The sequence below is a fragment of the Paenibacillus sp. JT31N17 genome (assembly GCF_056269255.1).
The window spans coordinates 853866-871734 of the sequence record NZ_JBWDNP010000002.1; the positions used below are offsets into that span (position 1 = coordinate 853866).

The 17869-nt window shown below is 49.2% G+C and carries 17 protein-coding genes, 2 pseudogenes and 1 riboswitch; of the genes and pseudogenes, 13 read left to right on the plus strand and 6 right to left on the minus strand.

Annotation, left to right across the window (positions count from 1 at the left end; genetic code table 11):
* The first annotated feature begins 43 nt into the window (after positions 1–43).
* Together rph and AC0YOB_RS11280 are read left to right on the plus strand one after the other, a co-directional pair.
* Entirely contained in the window at positions 44–790 is a 747-nt protein-coding gene (gene rph, locus AC0YOB_RS11275; protein ID WP_475792918.1) for a ribonuclease PH, read from the plus strand.
* Positions 787–1443, plus strand: coding sequence for a non-canonical purine NTP pyrophosphatase (locus AC0YOB_RS11280; RefSeq protein WP_475792919.1), 657 nt, complete (start codon positions 787–789; stop codon positions 1441–1443). The genes rph and AC0YOB_RS11280 overlap by 4 nt, the downstream gene beginning before the upstream one ends.
* 184 nt (positions 1444–1627) lie before the next feature.
* On the opposite strand, the gene asnB is transcribed toward AC0YOB_RS11280, so the two are convergent.
* Complete coding sequence (gene asnB, locus AC0YOB_RS11285; RefSeq protein ID WP_475792920.1) at positions 1628–3472, minus strand: asparagine synthase (glutamine-hydrolyzing); 1845 nt, start codon at positions 3470–3472, stop codon at positions 1628–1630.
* A gap of 173 nt (positions 3473–3645) precedes the next feature.
* Here asnB and AC0YOB_RS11290 point away from each other — a divergent pair, with 173 nt between their 5' ends.
* From AC0YOB_RS11290 to AC0YOB_RS11300, 3 genes are all read left to right on the plus strand, one after another.
* Positions 3646–3993, plus strand: coding sequence for a hypothetical protein (locus AC0YOB_RS11290; RefSeq protein WP_475792921.1), 348 nt, complete (start codon positions 3646–3648; stop codon positions 3991–3993).
* A gap of 92 nt (positions 3994–4085) precedes the next feature.
* Positions 4086–5414 carry a 5'-deoxyadenosine deaminase gene (locus AC0YOB_RS11295; RefSeq protein WP_475792922.1) on the plus strand — a complete coding sequence of 443 codons (1329 nt, stop codon included), beginning with the start codon at positions 4086–4088 and terminating at the stop codon, positions 5412–5414.
* A gap of 144 nt (positions 5415–5558) precedes the next feature.
* On the plus strand, positions 5559–6542 hold the full coding sequence (locus AC0YOB_RS11300; RefSeq protein ID WP_475792923.1) for an aldo/keto reductase: 984 nt from the start codon (positions 5559–5561) through the stop codon (positions 6540–6542).
* Positions 6543–6646: 104 nt separating this feature from the next.
* Here the strand turns inward: AC0YOB_RS11300 and AC0YOB_RS11305 are convergent, their stop codons facing one another.
* The gene (locus AC0YOB_RS11305; protein WP_475792999.1) at positions 6647–7525 is read right to left on the minus strand and encodes an SDR family oxidoreductase; all 879 of its coding nucleotides are present in this window, start codon (positions 7523–7525) and stop codon (positions 6647–6649) included.
* A gap of 319 nt (positions 7526–7844) precedes the next feature.
* Positions 7845–7931: riboswitch (cyclic di-GMP riboswitch) on the plus strand.
* 113 nt (positions 7932–8044) lie between these two features.
* On the opposite strand from AC0YOB_RS11305, the gene AC0YOB_RS11310 reads away from it, so the two are divergent.
* From AC0YOB_RS11310 to AC0YOB_RS11335, 6 genes are all read left to right on the plus strand, one after another.
* Positions 8045–9727 carry a pyridoxal phosphate-dependent decarboxylase family protein gene (locus tag AC0YOB_RS11310; protein ID WP_475792924.1) on the plus strand — a complete coding sequence of 561 codons (1683 nt, stop codon included), beginning with the start codon at positions 8045–8047 and terminating at the stop codon, positions 9725–9727.
* Positions 9720–11441 carry a methyl-accepting chemotaxis protein gene (locus AC0YOB_RS11315; RefSeq protein WP_475792925.1) on the plus strand — a complete coding sequence of 574 codons (1722 nt, stop codon included), beginning with the start codon at positions 9720–9722 and terminating at the stop codon, positions 11439–11441. The genes AC0YOB_RS11310 and AC0YOB_RS11315 overlap by 8 nt, the downstream gene beginning before the upstream one ends.
* Positions 11442–11874: 433 nt before the next feature.
* Positions 11875–12519, plus strand: a complete 645-nt coding sequence (locus tag AC0YOB_RS11320; protein WP_475792926.1) for a hypothetical protein — start codon at positions 11875–11877, stop codon at positions 12517–12519.
* Positions 12500–13042 carry an accessory gene regulator B family protein gene (locus tag AC0YOB_RS11325; RefSeq protein WP_475792927.1) on the plus strand — a complete coding sequence of 181 codons (543 nt, stop codon included), beginning with the start codon at positions 12500–12502 and terminating at the stop codon, positions 13040–13042. The genes AC0YOB_RS11320 and AC0YOB_RS11325 overlap by 20 nt, the downstream gene beginning before the upstream one ends.
* Positions 13023–13169, plus strand: coding sequence for an AgrD family cyclic lactone autoinducer peptide (locus AC0YOB_RS11330; protein ID WP_210045619.1), 147 nt, complete (start codon positions 13023–13025; stop codon positions 13167–13169). Before AC0YOB_RS11325 ends, AC0YOB_RS11330 begins: the two co-directional genes overlap by 20 nt.
* A 17-nt stretch (positions 13170–13186) precedes the next feature.
* Positions 13187–13630 carry a LytTR family DNA-binding domain-containing protein gene (locus AC0YOB_RS11335; RefSeq protein ID WP_475792928.1) on the plus strand — a complete coding sequence of 148 codons (444 nt, stop codon included), beginning with the start codon at positions 13187–13189 and terminating at the stop codon, positions 13628–13630.
* A 172-nt stretch (positions 13631–13802) separates the two neighbouring features.
* On the opposite strand, the gene AC0YOB_RS11340 is transcribed toward AC0YOB_RS11335, so the two are convergent.
* The 3 genes and pseudogenes from AC0YOB_RS11340 to AC0YOB_RS11350 all read right to left on the minus strand — a co-directional run.
* Positions 13803–14045 carry a hypothetical protein gene (locus tag AC0YOB_RS11340; protein WP_475792929.1) on the minus strand — a complete coding sequence of 81 codons (243 nt, stop codon included), beginning with the start codon at positions 14043–14045 and terminating at the stop codon, positions 13803–13805.
* 200 nt (positions 14046–14245) lie between these two features.
* Positions 14246–14629, minus strand: coding sequence for a type II toxin-antitoxin system HicB family antitoxin (locus AC0YOB_RS11345; protein WP_475792930.1), 384 nt, complete (start codon positions 14627–14629; stop codon positions 14246–14248).
* A gap of 69 nt (positions 14630–14698) precedes the next feature.
* Positions 14699–14830, minus strand: a pseudogene (locus AC0YOB_RS11350) (type II toxin-antitoxin system HicA family toxin); the annotation flags it as partial.
* 409 nt (positions 14831–15239) lie between these two features.
* Between AC0YOB_RS11350 and AC0YOB_RS11355 the strand changes: the two are divergent.
* Positions 15240–16550 (plus strand): alpha/beta fold hydrolase, encoded by a 1311-nt coding sequence (locus tag AC0YOB_RS11355; protein WP_475792931.1) that lies wholly within the window; start codon positions 15240–15242, stop codon positions 16548–16550.
* Positions 16551–16647: 97 nt separating this feature from the next.
* Positions 16648–16756 (plus strand): annotated as a pseudogene (locus tag AC0YOB_RS11360) (transposase); the annotation flags it as partial.
* Positions 16757–16997: 241 nt separating this feature from the next.
* Here the strand turns inward: AC0YOB_RS11360 and AC0YOB_RS11365 are convergent.
* The gene (locus tag AC0YOB_RS11365; protein ID WP_475792932.1) at positions 16998–17849 is read right to left on the minus strand and encodes an aldo/keto reductase; all 852 of its coding nucleotides are present in this window, start codon (positions 17847–17849) and stop codon (positions 16998–17000) included.
* Positions 17850–17869: the final 20 nt, after the last annotated feature.

A 17869-nucleotide genomic window follows, 5' to 3' on the forward strand; every position in this document is an offset into this window, starting at 1 on the left:
TGGTAGAATGATTGAGATGCTTTATGAGGAGGACTACATAAGTATGAGAACAGATGGACGGCAGTGGAACCAGCTTAGGCCGGTCACAATAACAATGAACCCCAATAAATATGCGGAAGGCTCCGTATTGATCGAATTCGGCGACACGAAGGTGCTCTGCACGGCTACGGTTGAGGAGCGGGTGCCTCCTTTTATGAAGGGGCAGGGAAAAGGCTGGATAAACGCGGAATATTCCATGCTGCCCAGAGCCACGCAATCCCGCAATCAGCGTGAATCGGCAAGAGGGAAGCTCACCGGACGCACGATGGAGATCCAGCGGCTGATCGGCCGCGCGCTGCGCTCGGTAGTGGACCTGCAGGCGCTTGGAGAGCGCACGATTACGCTGGACTGCGATGTTATACAGGCGGATGGAGGGACAAGAACGACTTCCATTACAGGCGCTTTCATCGCTATGGCCCTGGCGGTAAACAAGCTGTCGAAGAACGTGGATTATGGCAAATATCCGATCACGGATTTTCTGGCCTCGGTAAGCGTCGGTGTGATCCAGGAGAAGACGCTGCTGGATCTGAATTATGAGGAAGATTCCAAAGCCAAGGTCGATATGAACGTTGTGATGACCGGTTCCGGCAAATTCGTCGAGGTTCAGGGAACGGGAGAAGACGCCCCCTTCTCGCGCGAGGAGCTGGATGGATTGCTTGGAGTGGCGGAAGAAGGCATTCAGGCGTTGATCGCCAGACAGCGCGATGTGCTCGGGCCGCTGGGCAGCCGGATCGGAGCGTCGCGCGTATGACGGCAGTCCGCACAGTAGTCGTAGCTACCAAAAACCCCGGCAAGGTGCGTGAGTTTGCCCATGCGTTCGGCAAACTGGGACTGCAGGTTGTCAGCATGTTTGATTATCCCGATCTCCCTGAGATTGTGGAGGATGGAGCTACCTTTGGCGAGAATGCCCGCAAGAAAGCGAAGACCGTTGCCAAGGCGCTCGATTTGATGGTGCTGGCTGATGACTCCGGGCTTGAGGTGGACGCGCTCGAAGGACGTCCGGGAATTTACTCGGCACGGTACGCAGGAGAAGGAGCAAGCGACGCGCTGAATAATGCCAAGCTGCTGGATGAGCTGTCGCAGCTGGGTGCTGCGGTTTCCATTAAGGCAGAGCAAGGCACTGCTCCCCAGGGCAAAACAAAGCTGCTGAGCAAAGCGAGATTTGTCTGCTCGCTCGCCTTGTATAATCCGTCGAGCGGCAGCTTCGTGGAAGCGGAGGGTTATGTCGACGGATTCATAACCGATACGCCATCAGGAGCCGGCGGCTTCGGTTATGATCCTTTGTTCTGGCTTGCGTCCCATGGCAGGACCATGGCTGAGCTTTCAACGGAGGAGAAGCAGGCGATCAGCCACCGGGGACAAGCTCTTGCTTCCTTGTTGATCCAGCTGGAGCAGCAAGCTTAGAAAAGCGGCAGGAAGAAGCGGCTCTACCGACCATAGGCGGCAGAAACAAGTTTGTTTCTACCCTCAGTAATATAAGCAAAGTATGCGAGAGTTTTATGCTTTCTTATAATTTGAACATAGCCAAGCCCCGCAGCAGACCGCACTTGCATGGTCTGCTGCGGGGCTTCTTTTTTGCAAATTTCCGTTAACGAATGGTGATGTTATATTCCCGGAGCCACATATCGGTCTGGAGCAGATAGGCGAACAGCTGAGGTCCGGACATGAGCTGGCCAAACCAGGGAATATTGGAGCTGGCGTTATCCGATTCGGCAAGCTCGCGGATTTTTTTAACGTTAATTAACGGAAGCAGGGGAGATCGGCCTTCATTCAGCACATCAAGCAATCTTGAGCGTACCGCCTCCAGATAATTGGGATTATGCGTTTTGGGGTAGGGACTTTTTTTGCGGTAGAGCACATCAGGCGGCAGTACGCCCTCCAGAGCGAGGCGCAGAATGCCTTTCTCCCGGTCGCCGGCCGTCTTGATTTCCCAAGGGATATTAAAGACATAATCAACAAGCCTGTGATCGCAAAAAGGGACCCGGACCTCAAGGCCGACCGCCATGCTCATCCGGTCTTTGCGGTCCAGAAGTGTTGGCATAAACCGCGTAATGTTCAGATAAGACATCTCCCGCATTCTTCTGGCAGCCGCATCTTCGCCGTCCAGCCTGGGCACCTGCGCAATCGCATCCGAATAACGGTCGCCGATATATTCCTGCGGTTTGATCCAGGCGGCAACGTCCTGTGAAAGCAGACCCGCCCTCATCTCCGCAGCCAGCGCCCATGGGAAAGTGCCGGCATTCAACGCCTCCTCGCGGTGGAACCATGGGTACCCGCCGAAAATTTCGTCTGCCGCCTCGCCGGAAATCGCAACCGTGGCTCCCTTTTTGATTTCCCGGCAAAACAGAAGCAGCGAAGCATCCACATCCGCCATTCCGGGCAAATCTCTTGCCAGCATAGCATCGCGCAGCGCATCGACAAGCTCAGGCGTGTCAAATTGAACTGGATGATGGACAGTATCCAGATGTTTGGTCATCCGCTCGATCCAGGGCGCATCGGAATTGGGTTGAAAAGCGTGAGCCTTGAAATGTTTATCGTTATCCGCATAATCAACGGAAAAGGTATGGACCTTATCCTGCCCGTTTTGCTCATAATAACGGACGGCATAGGTCGTAAGGGCACTGGAATCCAGTCCTCCGGACAGCAGCGTGCAAAGCGGGACATCGGATACGAGCTGGCGCTCGACGGTGTCTTTAAGCAGGTCGCCCACGCTGCGGGCCGTCTCCTGGACGTTCTGGGTATGCGGCCGGCTTTCCAGCTTCCAGTAGGTTACGATGGAAACCCCGGAGCGGGTGACGGTGGCGCACTGGCCGGGCAGCAGCTCGCTGATGTCGCGGTAGACTCCCTGGCCCGGTGTTCGCGCAGGTCCCATAATGAAAATTTCTGCCAGACCCTCCGCGCCAACAACAGGTTTAACGGAAGGATGGGCGAGCAGAGCTTTGAGCTCCGAACCGAATACGAACCGCCCATCCTGCTTGGCAATGAACAAGGGCTTTACACCCAGCCGGTCTCTGGCAAGGAACAGATGCTCCTCCCGCGAATCCCAAATGGCAAAGGCGAATATGCCGTTGAATTTCTCAATGCATGCCTGACCCCATTCCATATAGGCAACCAGCAGCACTTCCGTGTCGCAGGTGGTAGTAAATCTTCTGCCGCGCCCCTCCAGCTCCCGCTTCAGTTCGGGGGCGTTATACAGCTCGCCGTTATAAACAATGACATACGTATCATCCTCAGTTGTCCGTATCATCGGCTGGGCGCCATTGACAGGGTCGATAACAGAAAGCCGGCGGTGACCCAGTGCACAACTGCGGGAGAGCCATGTACCTGAGGCATCCGGCCCGCGATTTTCCAGCGTTTCAGTCATTTGTTCCAGAGTGGCGTACTGCTTGGTCAGGTCGTCGGTCCAATCGATCCAGCCCGTGATTCCACACATGTTCTCTCATTCCTCTCTAAGCAGGGCTTAAACAGCGGTACTATGATGGTTATGCCGTCAGCCAGCATAAAATGTCTGTCCGGATGGGGATGCTAGAGAAGCGAAGCGTACGGATCCATTATCGAATGGAAGGCGCGGAAGTGGAATGAGAACGGGAAGGGGCAATCACGAATATGGAAGAGCATACACAAGATTCAACCAGCCGTAAAACCTATTATGTATCCGTCCAGGCGGGTTCGATTCTGGAGGATCAGGGAGCAACAGCCTATGAACTGGCAATAACCGCAAGTGAAGAGGAGCTGGGCCAACTGCAGGAGCTGATGGGGGAATTGTCCAGTATGGATGAAGCGCAGGCATTTCATTTTGGAGGAACTTTTTTCGAAACATCCTCGGACAAACAGATCAACGCCGGTGTTGACGGGTTGCTCATGGATATCTACAAGCTGCTGTACGAAAGAGGTACGGAGGAAACCAGGCGGCATATCTCGACGATGGGCTTGTTCTCAGAAGAAAGTCTCTAACTTGTCAGGATTATATTCAACTTGAGATGTAAAGTCTCTTCCCTATGTTCATGCTACAATGGGAGCATCTGATGATGGAGGAGGCTTCCCCTATGGGTTCAACCTTGCTGCGTAATGTCAAGATGGTGACGATGAATGACAAGGATGAGATTCTGACCGGAGATATTTTGATCAGGGATGATATCATCGCTGAGGTTGGCGGCAGGATTACGGACCTTGAGCCGGATACGACAGTCATTGAAGCCCGTGGAAAGCTGCTGCTTCCCGGATTCGTGCAGACCCATATCCATTTATGCCAAACGCTTTTCCGCGGCCGCGCGGACGATATGGCATTGATGGACTGGCTGCGGACAAGGATATGGCCTCTTGAGGCTGCCCATGATGCGGAATCTATTTATTATTCGGCCATGCTCGGCATTGGCGAGCTGCTGCTCAGCGGGACCACGACAATTCTGGATATGGAGACTGTCAGCCACACCGAGTCCGCCTTTGAAGCCATGGCGCAGAGCGGCATCCGGGCCGTATCCGGCAAGGTTATGATGGATGCGGGCGGCGATGTGCCGCAAGGTCTTCAGGAACAAACCGAAGCCTCCCTGCAGGAGAGCACACGGCTGCTGGAGAAGTGGCATGGCCATGATGGCGGCCGTCTCAGCTATGCGTATTGTCCAAGATTTGTCGTTTCTTGCTCGGAGCGTCTTCTTACTGAGGTGCGCGATTTATCTGCCAGTTACGGAGTGCTGGTTCATACGCACGCGGCGGAGAATCAGGAGGAAATCGAACTTGTAATGAGTCAGCGCGGTATGCGCAACATTGTCTATCTTGATCATATAGGCCTTACCTCCCCCCGGCTGGTTCTCGCTCACTGCATCTGGCTGGACGTGGAAGAGCGGGCCATCATGAAGCGGACCGGTACGAAGATGACCCATTGTCCGGGTTCCAATCTGAAGCTCGCCTCCGGCATCGCGATGGTGCCCGAATTGCTGGATGAGGGCATCGGAATGGGAATTGGCGCAGATGGGGCACCCTGCAACAACACGCTGGATATGTTCCAGGAGATGCGGCTGACCGCTCTGCTTCACAAGCCCAGATGCGGGCCGGAGAGCATGGATGCCCGGAGAGTGCTGAGAATGGCTACAATCGGCGGAGCGCAGACACTCGGTATGGATCATCTGATCGGTTCCATCGAGAAGGGCAAGAAGGCCGATCTGGTCCTGCTGAACTTGAATGATTTTCACACGTTTCCCTCTTTTGATGCCGACCCGTACTCCCGTGTTGTGTATGCCGCCTCCCGCGGTAATGTCGACTCTGTGTGGGTAGACGGCAAAAACGTCGTTCAGCGGGGGCGAGTACGGACGATGGACAAGAAGCTCGTGCTCCGGGAAGCGGATAAATCCATCGCCAGACTGCTCGCAAGGATTTGACCTGAGGATATTTGGCGAGTCTGCAGGAGAGCAGGCTCGCCATTTCTGTATTTTAGCGACTCGTCCTCTTGCAGTATGCGGGAATGGCAGTCATAATGGAACAAGGCAAGAAAGCGCCATCAAAACATAAAGGCGGTTGATATCATGAAGTACAGACAACTGGGCAGCACCGAATTGCACATTAGTGAAATCAGCTTCGGAACATGGGCTATCGGCGGATCCTGGGGCGGAACGGACGATGGTTCGGCGCTCAAAGCGCTGTCACGTGCAATGGAAGAGGGCGTCAACTTCTTCGATACCGCAGATGTTTATGGTGAAGGACATAGTGAGGAATTGCTCGCCAAAGCGACAAAAGGGCGGGAGGACGAAATTTACATCGCGACCAAGTTTGGCCGTGCCGGTGATCTTCTGGATCCGGCTTCCTATTCCTACGAGTCGGTGCGGGCCTATTGCGAGGCAAGCTTGAAGCGGTTGGGCCGCGAAAGAATCGATCTGTACCAGGTGCATTGTCCGCCTACGGATATTCTGCGAAGCGGCGAGGTATTCGGCGCGCTTGACCGTCTGCGCGAGGAAGGCAAAATCCGCGAATACGGGGTAAGCGTTGAAACCGTCGAAGAGGGTTTTATTTGCTTGCAGCATCCCAATGTAAAGGCGCTGCAGGTGATATACAACCTGTTTCGGCAGAAGCCGGAGCTTGAGCTGATTCCCAAGGCTTTCGGGCAGGGAGTGGGCATTCTGGTGCGTCTGCCGCTTGCCAGCGGGCTGCTGACGGGCAAGTTCACGGAGAAATCAACATTTGCCCCTGACGATCACCGGAACTTCAACCGTAATGGCGAAAGCTTTAATGTTGGTGAGACCTTCGCCGGAATTGCCTTCGAGATGGGCGTATCACTGAGCAAGGAGCTGTCATGGATTGCCGAGGGCAGAACGAATATGGCCAGCGCCGCGCTGCGCTACCTTCTGGATAATCCCCATATTACCTGTATCATACCGGGATTCCGAAACGTCTCGCAGGTGGAAGATAATTTGCGGGCGGCCAATGTTCCGGGTTATACGCGAAGCGAGCTCGACAAAATCCATCAATTCTACGAGCAAGAGGTCCACAACTATATCAGAGGACCTTATTGAATAAGAGAATAGTTAAGCACGGGCAGGCCCGGACGAGCGAATTCCTTCGCTTGTCCGGGCCTCTTTAAATTGTTCCAAGCTGCAGATCATTTTCTTCGGGAATGCTACCCGTTCACAATTTCCCCGCCATTGATGTGAAGGACTTGACCACTCATGTAAGAAGAATCCTCGCTTGCGAGGTACACATAAGCGGGAGCCAGTTCCTCCGGCTGTCCGGCACGCTTGAGCGGGACATCGGCGCCGAATTTGGCCACCTTCTGCTCATCAAAGGTTGAAGGAATAAGAGGTGTCCAGATAGGGCCGGGCGCTATGGCGTTGACGCGAATGCCCTGATCGGCAAGATTGAGGGACAGGGAGCGGGTAAAGGAAACGATGGCTCCTTTGGTCGCCGAATAATCGAGCAATGTCGGGCTTCCCCGGTAGGCGGTTACGGATGTCGTATTAACGATTGCTGCACCGCTTGCCAAATGGGGCATAGCCGCCTGCGTTAAATAAAACATCCCGAAAATATTGGTTTTGAAGGTCCGTTCAAGCTGTTGGGGAATAATGAGCTCAATCTTATCCTGGGGATGCTGCTCTGCCGCGTTATTGACGACGATATCGAGTTTTCCCAAGCTTTTAACGGTTTCCTCCACGGCCTGGCGGCAGAAATTCGGATCGCCGATATCTCCCTCCAGCAGAATGCAGCGGCGGCCGGCCTCTTCCACGAACTGCTTGGTTACCTCCGCATCGCTTTGTTCATTCAAATATAGAACGGCTATATCGGCGCCTTCCTTGGCATAAGCAACTGCAACGGCACGGCCGATCCCGCTGTCTGCTCCGGATATAATGGCTATCTTGCCCTGCAGCTTGCCCGCTGCCTTTAATCCGGAAGATTCAAATTGCGGGCTTGGCGTCATTTTGGATTCCAGTCCTGGCTGCCGGCTTTGATGCTGAGGCGGTAAAGTGGTTGGCCTTGCTGGCGTTTCGCCTGAAGATGTCATAGGCTGCTTCGTCATTTGAGAAACAACTCCTTTCGATAAGCTATCATTCCACGAATACGTTGTTCTTACGCGTTCCATTGAACTATTACCCCGGGCATGCAGAAATGAAAAAAAATAAATCTCTAGAAAAGAGGAGAAAACTTGAAAAAAAATAAGTCTTTAGAACTGGTTTTAATGTCGAAAGGTCAATAATTGTAATAAATTCGTAACTTATTTATAATTTTATTGTTAAAAGGCCCAAAAATCCTTGAAGATAATGGAACAAAATAGTAATATACGACTAAGCTTCCCGGTCTATTATTTCCATGGCGAAGACAAATTGAATACTAGGCAAAGCTATTGAAAAGTAGTGACGCAAAACTACAGGGGCATCATCCAACAGTGGAAATGCCAGCCAGTTGCATCCATTTAACAGCTGTTTAGGCTTGCCATGCCCATTATGCTGTTTTTTTGCTGTGCGGATCATTTATGGGTTTTTCGCATCACAAAATAAATTGGTTACAGAAAAGAGGCTATTACATGAAGATGTCACCAGTTCAAGATGTACGTCAATGGTTTCCGAGCGATGATGGGAATGAGCAGGACCGGATGCAATTGATGAAGCTTATGGAGCAGCTGATGACGGGCTTCGATCTTTTGAAGGACCCTGAGAGGGTAAACCTGAAGGGCAGCAAGGACCGGTCAGGCGATTTCTATGGACAACTGAATGAGAGCAGCGTTATCCCCCCGCAGGGGAAGGCGATGGAAGATGTAACCCGGGGCCTGATTGAACTGATGCATGCGCATCCCTACCATACCAAATATTTTATGACCAATATTCTGCCTATGGCATCGATTCCGGGCATTATGGGAATGCTCGCCGCGATGCTTGTCAACGGCAATAATTTGTGGGACGTATATGGCCCGGCCGGAGCTGAAGCTGAAGTGCGGGTCGTCAGCATGATGTCCAAGCTGGCCGGTTATGACCATACGAGAAGCGGCGGCTACACAACCTGGGGCGGACAGGGGGCAATCTTCACCGGTCTGCGGCTGGCAATCGCCAAATTCGCTCCGGATGCTTCACGCACGGGAGTGCCGAATAATCTGTATGCCTTCTGTTCGGATTCGGCTCATTACAGTCTGTACAAATCCATGGAAGCGACAGGACTTGGAAGCGACCGTCTGGTCAAAATCCGGACAAGAAGCGACAGCTCCATGGACACAGCGGATTTGAAATGGAAGCTGGAGCAGGTTATTCGTTCAGGCGGGATTCCGATCTATATCGTCGCCACTACGGGGACGACCGATGCTATGGGAATTGACGATATTTCCGATATTATGAATATTGCCGTACAAGCTGCCGCGGCTAATGGATTAAACAGGCCGCATATTCATGCGGACTCAGCGCTGGGAGGATTTTTCGCTTTTTTCAATGATTATGATTTTGCCCTTAATCCGCTTGCATTGGACATGGAAACGCTGGGAGCTCTCCATGCGATCGCAGGCAAAATGAAGCATATTCATCTGGCCGATACCATGTGCTTTGATTTTCAAAAGCTGGGACAAACGCCGTATCTGACGAGCCTGCTCCTGGTTAAAGAAGCGGAATCTCTGCGGCTGCTTGATTTGAATCCCGACGAAACGCCTTATGTGGGATACCGCGGATATGGCCAGTATCATACCGGTTACACGCTGGAATGCTCCCGAATGGCCAGCTCGATCAGCATCTACAGCGCTCTGCAGGCTTTTGGCATTGAAGGGTATCAACAGCTGCTGGCGCAGTTTGTATCGGTCAATTTGGCTTTCCGCAGGCAGCTCATGAAGGAAGTTCCCGAGATGGTGATCGCAAACCCCGACAATCCCGGTATTACGACACTGCTGAGGATTTATGAGAACCGGATTTCCCGATTCCAAGAGGAATTGGCCGGGGAGTGCCCGCTTGATGAGCTCGTCCGAAACAACCGGCTTAATGAACGATTATTCGAACTGCTCGGGGAGCGGCGCGATGACATGTTTTTTGGGGACACCAAGAAGCATCTGCTGGTTTTATCCCAGGAAGGTGTGGAAGTCCCCTTATACGCCAGCAAGCTGTTTGTGATCTCGCCTTATACACAGCTTGAGCATGTCCCGGCAATTGTCGGCTACTTAAAGGAGAGAGTAGACGAAATTTATGAGCAGTACCATTCTCCGTATCAATCAGGGAGGTCCGTCGAAGTTGTTTAATTCCTTATTGCGTCCCGTGCGGGAACGACTGTCGCTCAAAGTCATCATCAGCATCCTGCTGCTGCAATTATTTACATGCGCCGCATTTGCAGGCACAACTTATTACGTCAATACGAATCTGGTCGATAAGCTGCTGCAGCAGTTTGATCTAAGGCTGAATACGGATATCGGGGTTGTCTCGGATCTGGTAGCCGGCATTCCCGGTTACGAGGCCGAAGTAAAGGATGCAAGCGACCCGCTTTATGCCGCCCTGAAAGAAAATCTGGAACAGGTCAAAGTTAAGAATGGTCTGGAGAATGTGTATGTGCTGTCCAAAAGCGGCGGTAAGGACCATATCGTCGTGTTAGCCGATGTACCGGACGATTACGGGACCGACTATCCGTTTACGGCTGATATGAACAAGGCTCTGACCGACAACAAGACAATTGTCAGCGAAATCTACAAGGATGAATTCGGTATTCATAAATCCATCTTCGTTCCCTACACGGATGGAAACACGAGCACCTTGCTCGGTATCGACCTGGATGCCTCTGTTATACCAAAAATGTCATCGACCATATTCTGGTCCACCGTCATCATAACCATTATCGTTTTATTGATTGGCTCCATTGTATCGCTGGCGATCAGCCGTATATTCACAAAGCCGATACGCAGGCTGATGTCGGCCACGGAGAAGGTGGCTGCCGGAGACTTGAGCGAGCAGATTATACTGAAGCGTGAGGATGAGATGGGCAAGCTGTCCCAGTCGTTCGGACAGATGAGCCAGAACCTGCAGGAGCTGATCCGCCAGATTCTATCATCGTCGGACGAGATCTCGGGAACGACACGCAATTTGCATCAGGCATCGGGAGAGACAAGCCAGAGTGCGCTGCAGGTAGCGGTATCCATGAACAAAATGAGCGAGGGCATCAATGGGATCGTCGAAGGGCTCACGAACAGTTCGGAAGCTGTATCTGAAATTGACGGGGAGCTCTCTGAGGTCACCCAGGATGTGGAGGAGATGCAGTCAATTGCGGTGCTTGTCAGAGAGCAATCCGAAGGCGGGCGGGAATTGGTAGAGAAGACGCTGCATCAGATGGAGGTCATACAGGAGGCAATGCGGCACTCCCTCGAGGCCGCTGAGCTTCTGGGGCATAATTCGCGGGCTATCGGAGATATTGTAACCATTATTTCGAATATTGCCAGCCAAACGAATTTGCTGGCGCTTAACGCATCGATTGAAGCGGCCCGTGTCGGTGAGCAGGGCAAAGGCTTTGCTGTAGTTGCAGGGGAAGTACGGAAGCTCTCCGAGCAATCTTCACAGTCCGCTTTGTCTATATCCGAGCTGGTTTCGGTCACACAGGAAAACAGCCGGCTGGTTATCAACCGTATTGTTGAAGGCAATGAAGCCGTCACGCAGGGACATGCCTGGATTAGCGAGACGCATGCCAATTTCGAAGGTATTTTTAAGGGAGTTGGCCAGTTTTCGACGTGCACCGAGCAGCTGCAGGAGGCTGTTGTCAATGTGGAGCGGTCGTTCGGGCAGATCACCTCGGCCATGCAGCAAATTTCCGGCATTACACAGGAGCAGGCAGCAAGCTCCGAAGAGGTCGCAGCGGCTGCCGAGCAGCAAAGCGCTACGATGCAGGAATTGACCGAATCCATCGGCAGGTGCTCGGATCTGGCGGCAGAACTTCTGAAATCGGCAAGCCGTTTCAAAGTAAAAGTGCAGTAAGCTTTTTATGAATGTTCTGCATATTGGGTACCGCCCCAAGCAGGGAACCTTTTCCTAGTTTTTTAGGAGCAGGTTCCCGTTCTTGTATAACAACCGGGACCAGCTGCTATAGAGACAAGAAACGTCTGGAAAATAGTTTTGTTCGCTTGTACATATCAACCGCTTGGGTATAATGAGGTAATAAGGCGGATACGGGAAAGGAGAGCGAATGGAACTACTGGAATACGTGACAGCCGCTTGGCTCTCCAAGCATCTGGGGACATCCCAACAAAATATATCACTTGCCGGCAAACGGGCGCTCAATCCGGAGTATAGGGGTGATTTTCTTAAACCGGATGCACTGTTAGATGGTGGCAGGCCAATATGGCTAAAGGATAGAGCGATTGAATTTATCGCACAGCGGGGTTCAGTAAACTGAGGGACGGTTGATCAAATGAGTGTTTTTTTGTTGTTCATGTTATTTTCCATCATTGAAAGCATCGCATTGTTTTCTATTTCATTCACCCTTTACAGACTTAAATTCACTCAATATCTTTGGCCTTCGCTTATCATGATGCTCGTCATTAACCTTGTGAGTTTTTACTTGCGAAAAGAAGTAGCGCTTGCTGATTACGCTCCGGTTGCCATTCTGGTGCTGCTGGTTCTTTTTATGATGGCCGTAGTTAAAATTCCTGCATTCTGGGCTTTAATTGTATCTTTGACAGGTCTATGTTTTTTTGCATTGCTGCAGACAGGCTTGATAATGCAGTTATCCTTTGGGTACCTGTCCGTTCAGGAAATTAATTCTCATGCATGGAAAGGGTATCTGCTGCAGACATTGACGGGTCTTATCGGGTATCTGATTAGCGGTTTTCTATATAAAAGAGGAATAGGGTTCTCATTTGAATTCGAAAAACCAATTTATAAGTTGGTAACTTTGCTGGTAATGATTATAATGATATTAATCGCTCTGGCATTCGGAGCTGTGCTGTTTATTGGAAATCTATACATAGCCACAATAATCTACTTTATCGGACTGGCTTTTCTGCTCTATTTTGCACTAAAGAAGGAGACAGAAGATGCAAACATTGGCCTTTAGATTGGCTGCGGGCTTAAAGCGGAGGGCCCCTGACCATCCAAGCTCTATTGAAGAATTGCAATTTTCCATAGAGGCGCTTTTCAATACCTTCGGAACCTTAATTGCTGCATTGAGCTTGAGCTTAATGACAGGGAAAACGCAGGAAACGATATACGCCTTGCTGGCCTTCGCTGCTCTAAGAGCGGTTTCCGGAGGCATTCATCTTAAACATAGCTGGACATGCCTGCTATCGACTTCCATAGCGGCCAATATTGTCGGTTTCTCCTCAATTTCCAATTTAACCGTGTTCTGTCTGACTATCGTATGCATACTTCTCGCCATCCTCTACGCGCCATCAAGAATCGAGCAGCAAACCAGGATTCCTTCAAAGTATTTTCCGTTATTAAGGTGGATTTCCGTTCTTATTGTCTGTTCAAATTTTTATTTCCAATCCTCAATTGTTGCCATTTCGTTCCTCATTCAATGCATTCTCTTGATCAAATGGAGAGGAGGTGACGCTAAATATGAAAATGAAATCGCTTAAAAGCAAAGTTTTCTATTTTGTTTGTACTGCATTGGCCTCCGCTGCGGTACTGATTGTTTCTACTGCCAGCATCATTTGGGTACATCAGCCAAAAACGCCGGCAAGTCTTCTTAAAAAGCAGAAATAGCCTGGGAGATGTTTGAAATGGATTTATTATCAGTTATAAAAAATAACGATGGCAGCGGCGGGCTGTGCAGCGTGGAGATTAAAGCTGTGGTGTTCCTTGAGTACATCGGGGGCAGTACGCCGCAAATCAAAATTCACACGACAAATGAAGAATATTATATTTGGGGCACTTTAAAAACATGGACAAAGGCCTTGCAGGACAGCGGGTACGACTTCTTTCCGGTGGACCGGAATTTTTCCATTCATATCAGGAATATCAAGAGGCTGGATGATCAGTACAAACGGGCGTATTTCGAATATGAATTAGGCAAGGACTCCAAGAGTTGTACATTGGCTTGGGAAAAATACAAAGCTGTCGAGAAGAAACTCAAACAGATCAATCAACCTTTCGTAGAAACAAAAGCCGGTGATGATTCCCGAATGATTTCCATAAAGATCAAAGAGGCTGTTTCCCGATCATGAGAAACAGCCTCTTTGATCTTTAATTTGTTTTAAACAGGATTCCTCGAGATCCGATACGGTTTAGCACGTTGCAGTTCAGGTTTGGGACCGAAGAGTTAATTATCGATTAAAAAGACGTAATCTTAATAGCTATTTAGTGAAACAAAAAAACCTCGAATCCCTTGCTGCTTGGTCATACCCCCGTCAAGTAGACAACAGAAAACACTAGAGACTGATAGTCTGATTTACCATTGTTTTTGACATCGACAGCTCCAGTCCATATACCGGATGTTGGTGGATCGGCTGCTTCCGGTGCCGCATTCATAGTAGTTTCTTGATTCGTTGTCGCCGCCTGGTTATCACTATTGTTTGTATTTGCCGAGCAAGCAGATAACACAATAACAGCCGCAATTACTGTAAATAAAATTTTCTTCATCCAACCACTCCCCTTTATTTAATTCGACATAATTCCACTATAATATCCAGTAGGGGATAGGCCTATTTTATCAATGAACATCTTTTTAGAGGCGTCATATAATAAATAACCTCTTCTTATAGCGCATATCAAATAAATAACCCCGCTGCCGATTGGCTGACGAGGTTGTTTTTTGACTGTCCCTGACTTCAAATGCAAGTTTATCTTTGTGACAATTCTTCACGCAGCGCCCTTTGGAGCACCTGGGAGAAGTTCAAACCCGCCTCTTCCGCTGCTTCATTTAGATCATCGGGAACAGTAAGTGTTTTTTTCACATATTTCAATTTTTTTTTAAGTGTTACGCTTGCTAAGATCGTTCTCTGATTGTCTTCCAACCGAATCGCAGTCAGTGGAGTGGGTTCCGGAATTTCCTCGTTATCAGCAATTCGACTTTCAATGGTAAGCCTAAGCACTTCGTTTGACCGCCTCAGTGCCTGCTCAATATCATCCGCTTGTGACAAGGCTTCCTCCAGATCAGGAAACGAAATGGCGATGTACGTTTCAGTAAAGACCAGCACAGCAGGGAATGTATACGTCTTTTTCATTTTATTTAGCACTTATCCTTTTCTAACCTTAAATTTTTAATATTTTATTTTAAAAAGAAGGGGGAGGGGCTATAATTTTAGCCCCGTCTTCTTTTCGATATCTTTTAGGATATGTATTGCTACATCTTTCACAGGATGCGTTACGGTTACTTTGCCTTTAATTGTCGGGTGCTTAAACTGATAATGGTCACCGACTGTATGGACCTTGTACCATCATGCTTCTCTCAAGATTCGTAAGATTTCTCTTGATGAATAACTTCTCAACTTCCCTCACCCTCTGAATATATTATAACACGTGTCAGCACGTATTGAAATTAAATCTTCCTTAATAAACCTTGATTATTGTATTTACACACGGGACATGCAACCAAGGGAGCAAAACAGATGGAGGGGATGGGATTATTTATCGAAGAAGTAAAATCTCAATCGCTTAGGATATTTCAGTTCCATTACTGAAAAGATTCCATTTTTCGTAATCTATATATTCGGATAACTCGACATGGAAATTACTGGAATTGTCAGAAAACGATGGTCTCGAGCAGAATCAAAAACAAGAATGCTTCGCAACAGAGAGTTGCAACCACACATATAAGGAAGGTAGGAAGATAAGATGGGAGATATCACCCCTATAACAAAAGGAGTTGCTCCAACAATTTTTAAGAAAATTTCAGCTTGGGCTCTATTGACCGTAGCTGGCATTGTAGGAATGATCGTTTCGATGGTCGCGACAATATACTTTGCTGGAAGTTCAGGGAATAGAATAATCGCTTTTGTAGCCGGGATATTTATTCTTGTTATCATTGCAGGTGGAGGTGGGTATTTCACCGGACGAATGTTAAAAGGAAATCAGGTTCGGTCAAACAGGAAATACTCCATGTTTTCTGCTGGAATAGCTCTACTTTTGTCCGCATCGCTCATGTTCGGTTTCCTTTATGCTCCTGTCGAATCAAATCCAATGCAACCGAGCGATAATATGCATTATTGGGATTTATCCACTGGTTCACGAATTGCGTATACACATATCTCCGAGAACGTGGATAAGCCATATCCCGTTTTACTCGTTCATGGGGGCGCAGGCGCACCCTCTTTGGAGAACGATGATTATGCTAATGCCCTTGCCAAAGAAGGGTATGACGTATACAACTACCACCAAGTAGGTGCCGGCCTTTCCAGTCGGCATAATCCAGATGAATATACTGTAGACAGACAAGTACAGGATTTGGAAGCCATCCGTGAACAATTGAATGCGGATAAAGTGATTTTAGTCGGTGAATCCTGGGGCGGAACCTTGATTGCAAACTACATGGCGGCTTACCCTTACGTTGAGAAGGCTGTCTTTCTGTCCCCAGGAGGTATCTGGCTTAGAAATAACAGTGATATTGGACCTAAATTAAATGAAGCCGGACAAAAGGATCAAAGTGAAGTAGTTTCAGCAAATTTACGCTTTACCCTAGCTCAAATCATTTCTCAAGCGGGAGGCACACAAGGTCTATACGTCTTGATGCCTGAAAAATCACTCGATGGATTATACGAAAGTTTTGTAGATATGCTTAACATGGAACCGAGTAATCCGAATCCAGATACGAATGAGGTGTCTCCTTCCGAAGGGTTTGGTTTCTGGGTTAATGTGAAAATGGCATTGGATTCTCAGAAAGTCCCAGATCCGCGGCCAGCCTTGAAAAAGGATACAACACAAGTCTTAATCATTCGTGGACAATATGATTATATTGCCTGGGAGCAGACCCGTGAATTCCGGGATACATTCCAGAACTCCAAGCTACTGCCAATTGAGGGGCTTGGACACGTAATCACTAAGCCCTATCAGCAGACTTACACTGATGCCATTGTTAAATTTTTGAATGGTGAGGAGCTTCCTATCGAACCCTATACCCGGATAGAAGATCCTTTTTCTGTTCAATAACTTTTGAATGAACCCGAGTTTGACAGTAAATCGGTAAAATTAGAATACATGCTAGAATAAAGTCCCCTTAATTTCAAAATGTCATTAACTTAAACAGGTTTCATTGTTGTACCAGAAAAGTTGGGTGGTATACTGCAAGCCTCCCTTCGTCAGGCCGGAACATTCTTGATTATTTGGGACGGTATACATTGCGATTTCCAACCAGCGGATATTCGTAAGGCCGTTAAAGGCTTCATCCATAAGATTAAAACACCCGAAGTGACTGTCGATAGGCTCTGTGTGCAATTATAAATCTCTGCTGCCGGTTATATAGGTAATGCTGATTCGAGGGAGAATGGGATTATGCTTCCCACAATAATTCAAGTAAAGAAAGGACAGGTGTGTCCGCCCTGTCCTTTCTTAATAGATATGAGGATAAACGCGTGAAGAGTTACGGTTCGATCAAGGTTACAGATCGACTCTCAAGGTGCCCAGCATCTTGGCGAACTTCGGATCCTGGTACGATAAAAAAAGAGTTTCCCGCGTATCGAGGGCGGAAATATCTTTCATATCGTCCGCGCTCAACTCAAAATCGAAAATGTCGAAGTTTTCGACGATCCGCTCTTTGCGCACCGATTTTGGAATAACAACGACTTCACGCTGAACAAGCCAGCGCAACACGACCTGGGCGACGGACTTGTTGTGTTTTTCCGCGATCGAGATCAGCACTTCGTTGCCGAACATGTTGTTGAGTCCTTCAGCGAACGGCGCCCACGACTGGTGCTGCACTCCCTGCTCTTTCATAAAAGCTGCGCTATCGATCTGCTGGTAGAACGGGTGCGTTTCGACCTGGTTGACGGCGGGCACGATTTCGTTATGCACGATGAGATCCATCAGACGGTCGGGCAGGAAGTTGCTGACACCGATCGCCTTGATCTTTCCTTCATGGTACAGGTCTTCCATCGCACGCCAAGCGCCGTAGTAATCGCCGAACGGCTGGTGAATAAGGTATAGATCGAGATAGTCGAGCTGTAGCTTATTCAAGGATTTGGCAAACGCCAGCTTGGCACTCTCGTAGCCAGCATCCTGAACCCAGAGCTTTGTCGTGATGAACAGCTCCTCACGTGGTACGCCGCTGCGTTTGATCGCACGTCCGACCGCTTCCTCGTTCAGGTAACCGGCGGCGGTGTCGATCAGGCGGTAACCGGCCATCAGCGATTCATATACTGCGTTCTCGCATTCTTTTGCATCGGGAACTTGGTAGACACCGAAGCCGATGATCGGCATTTTCACTCCGTTGTTCAATGTTACAGTTTGCATTGTATTTCCTCCAATTGTTC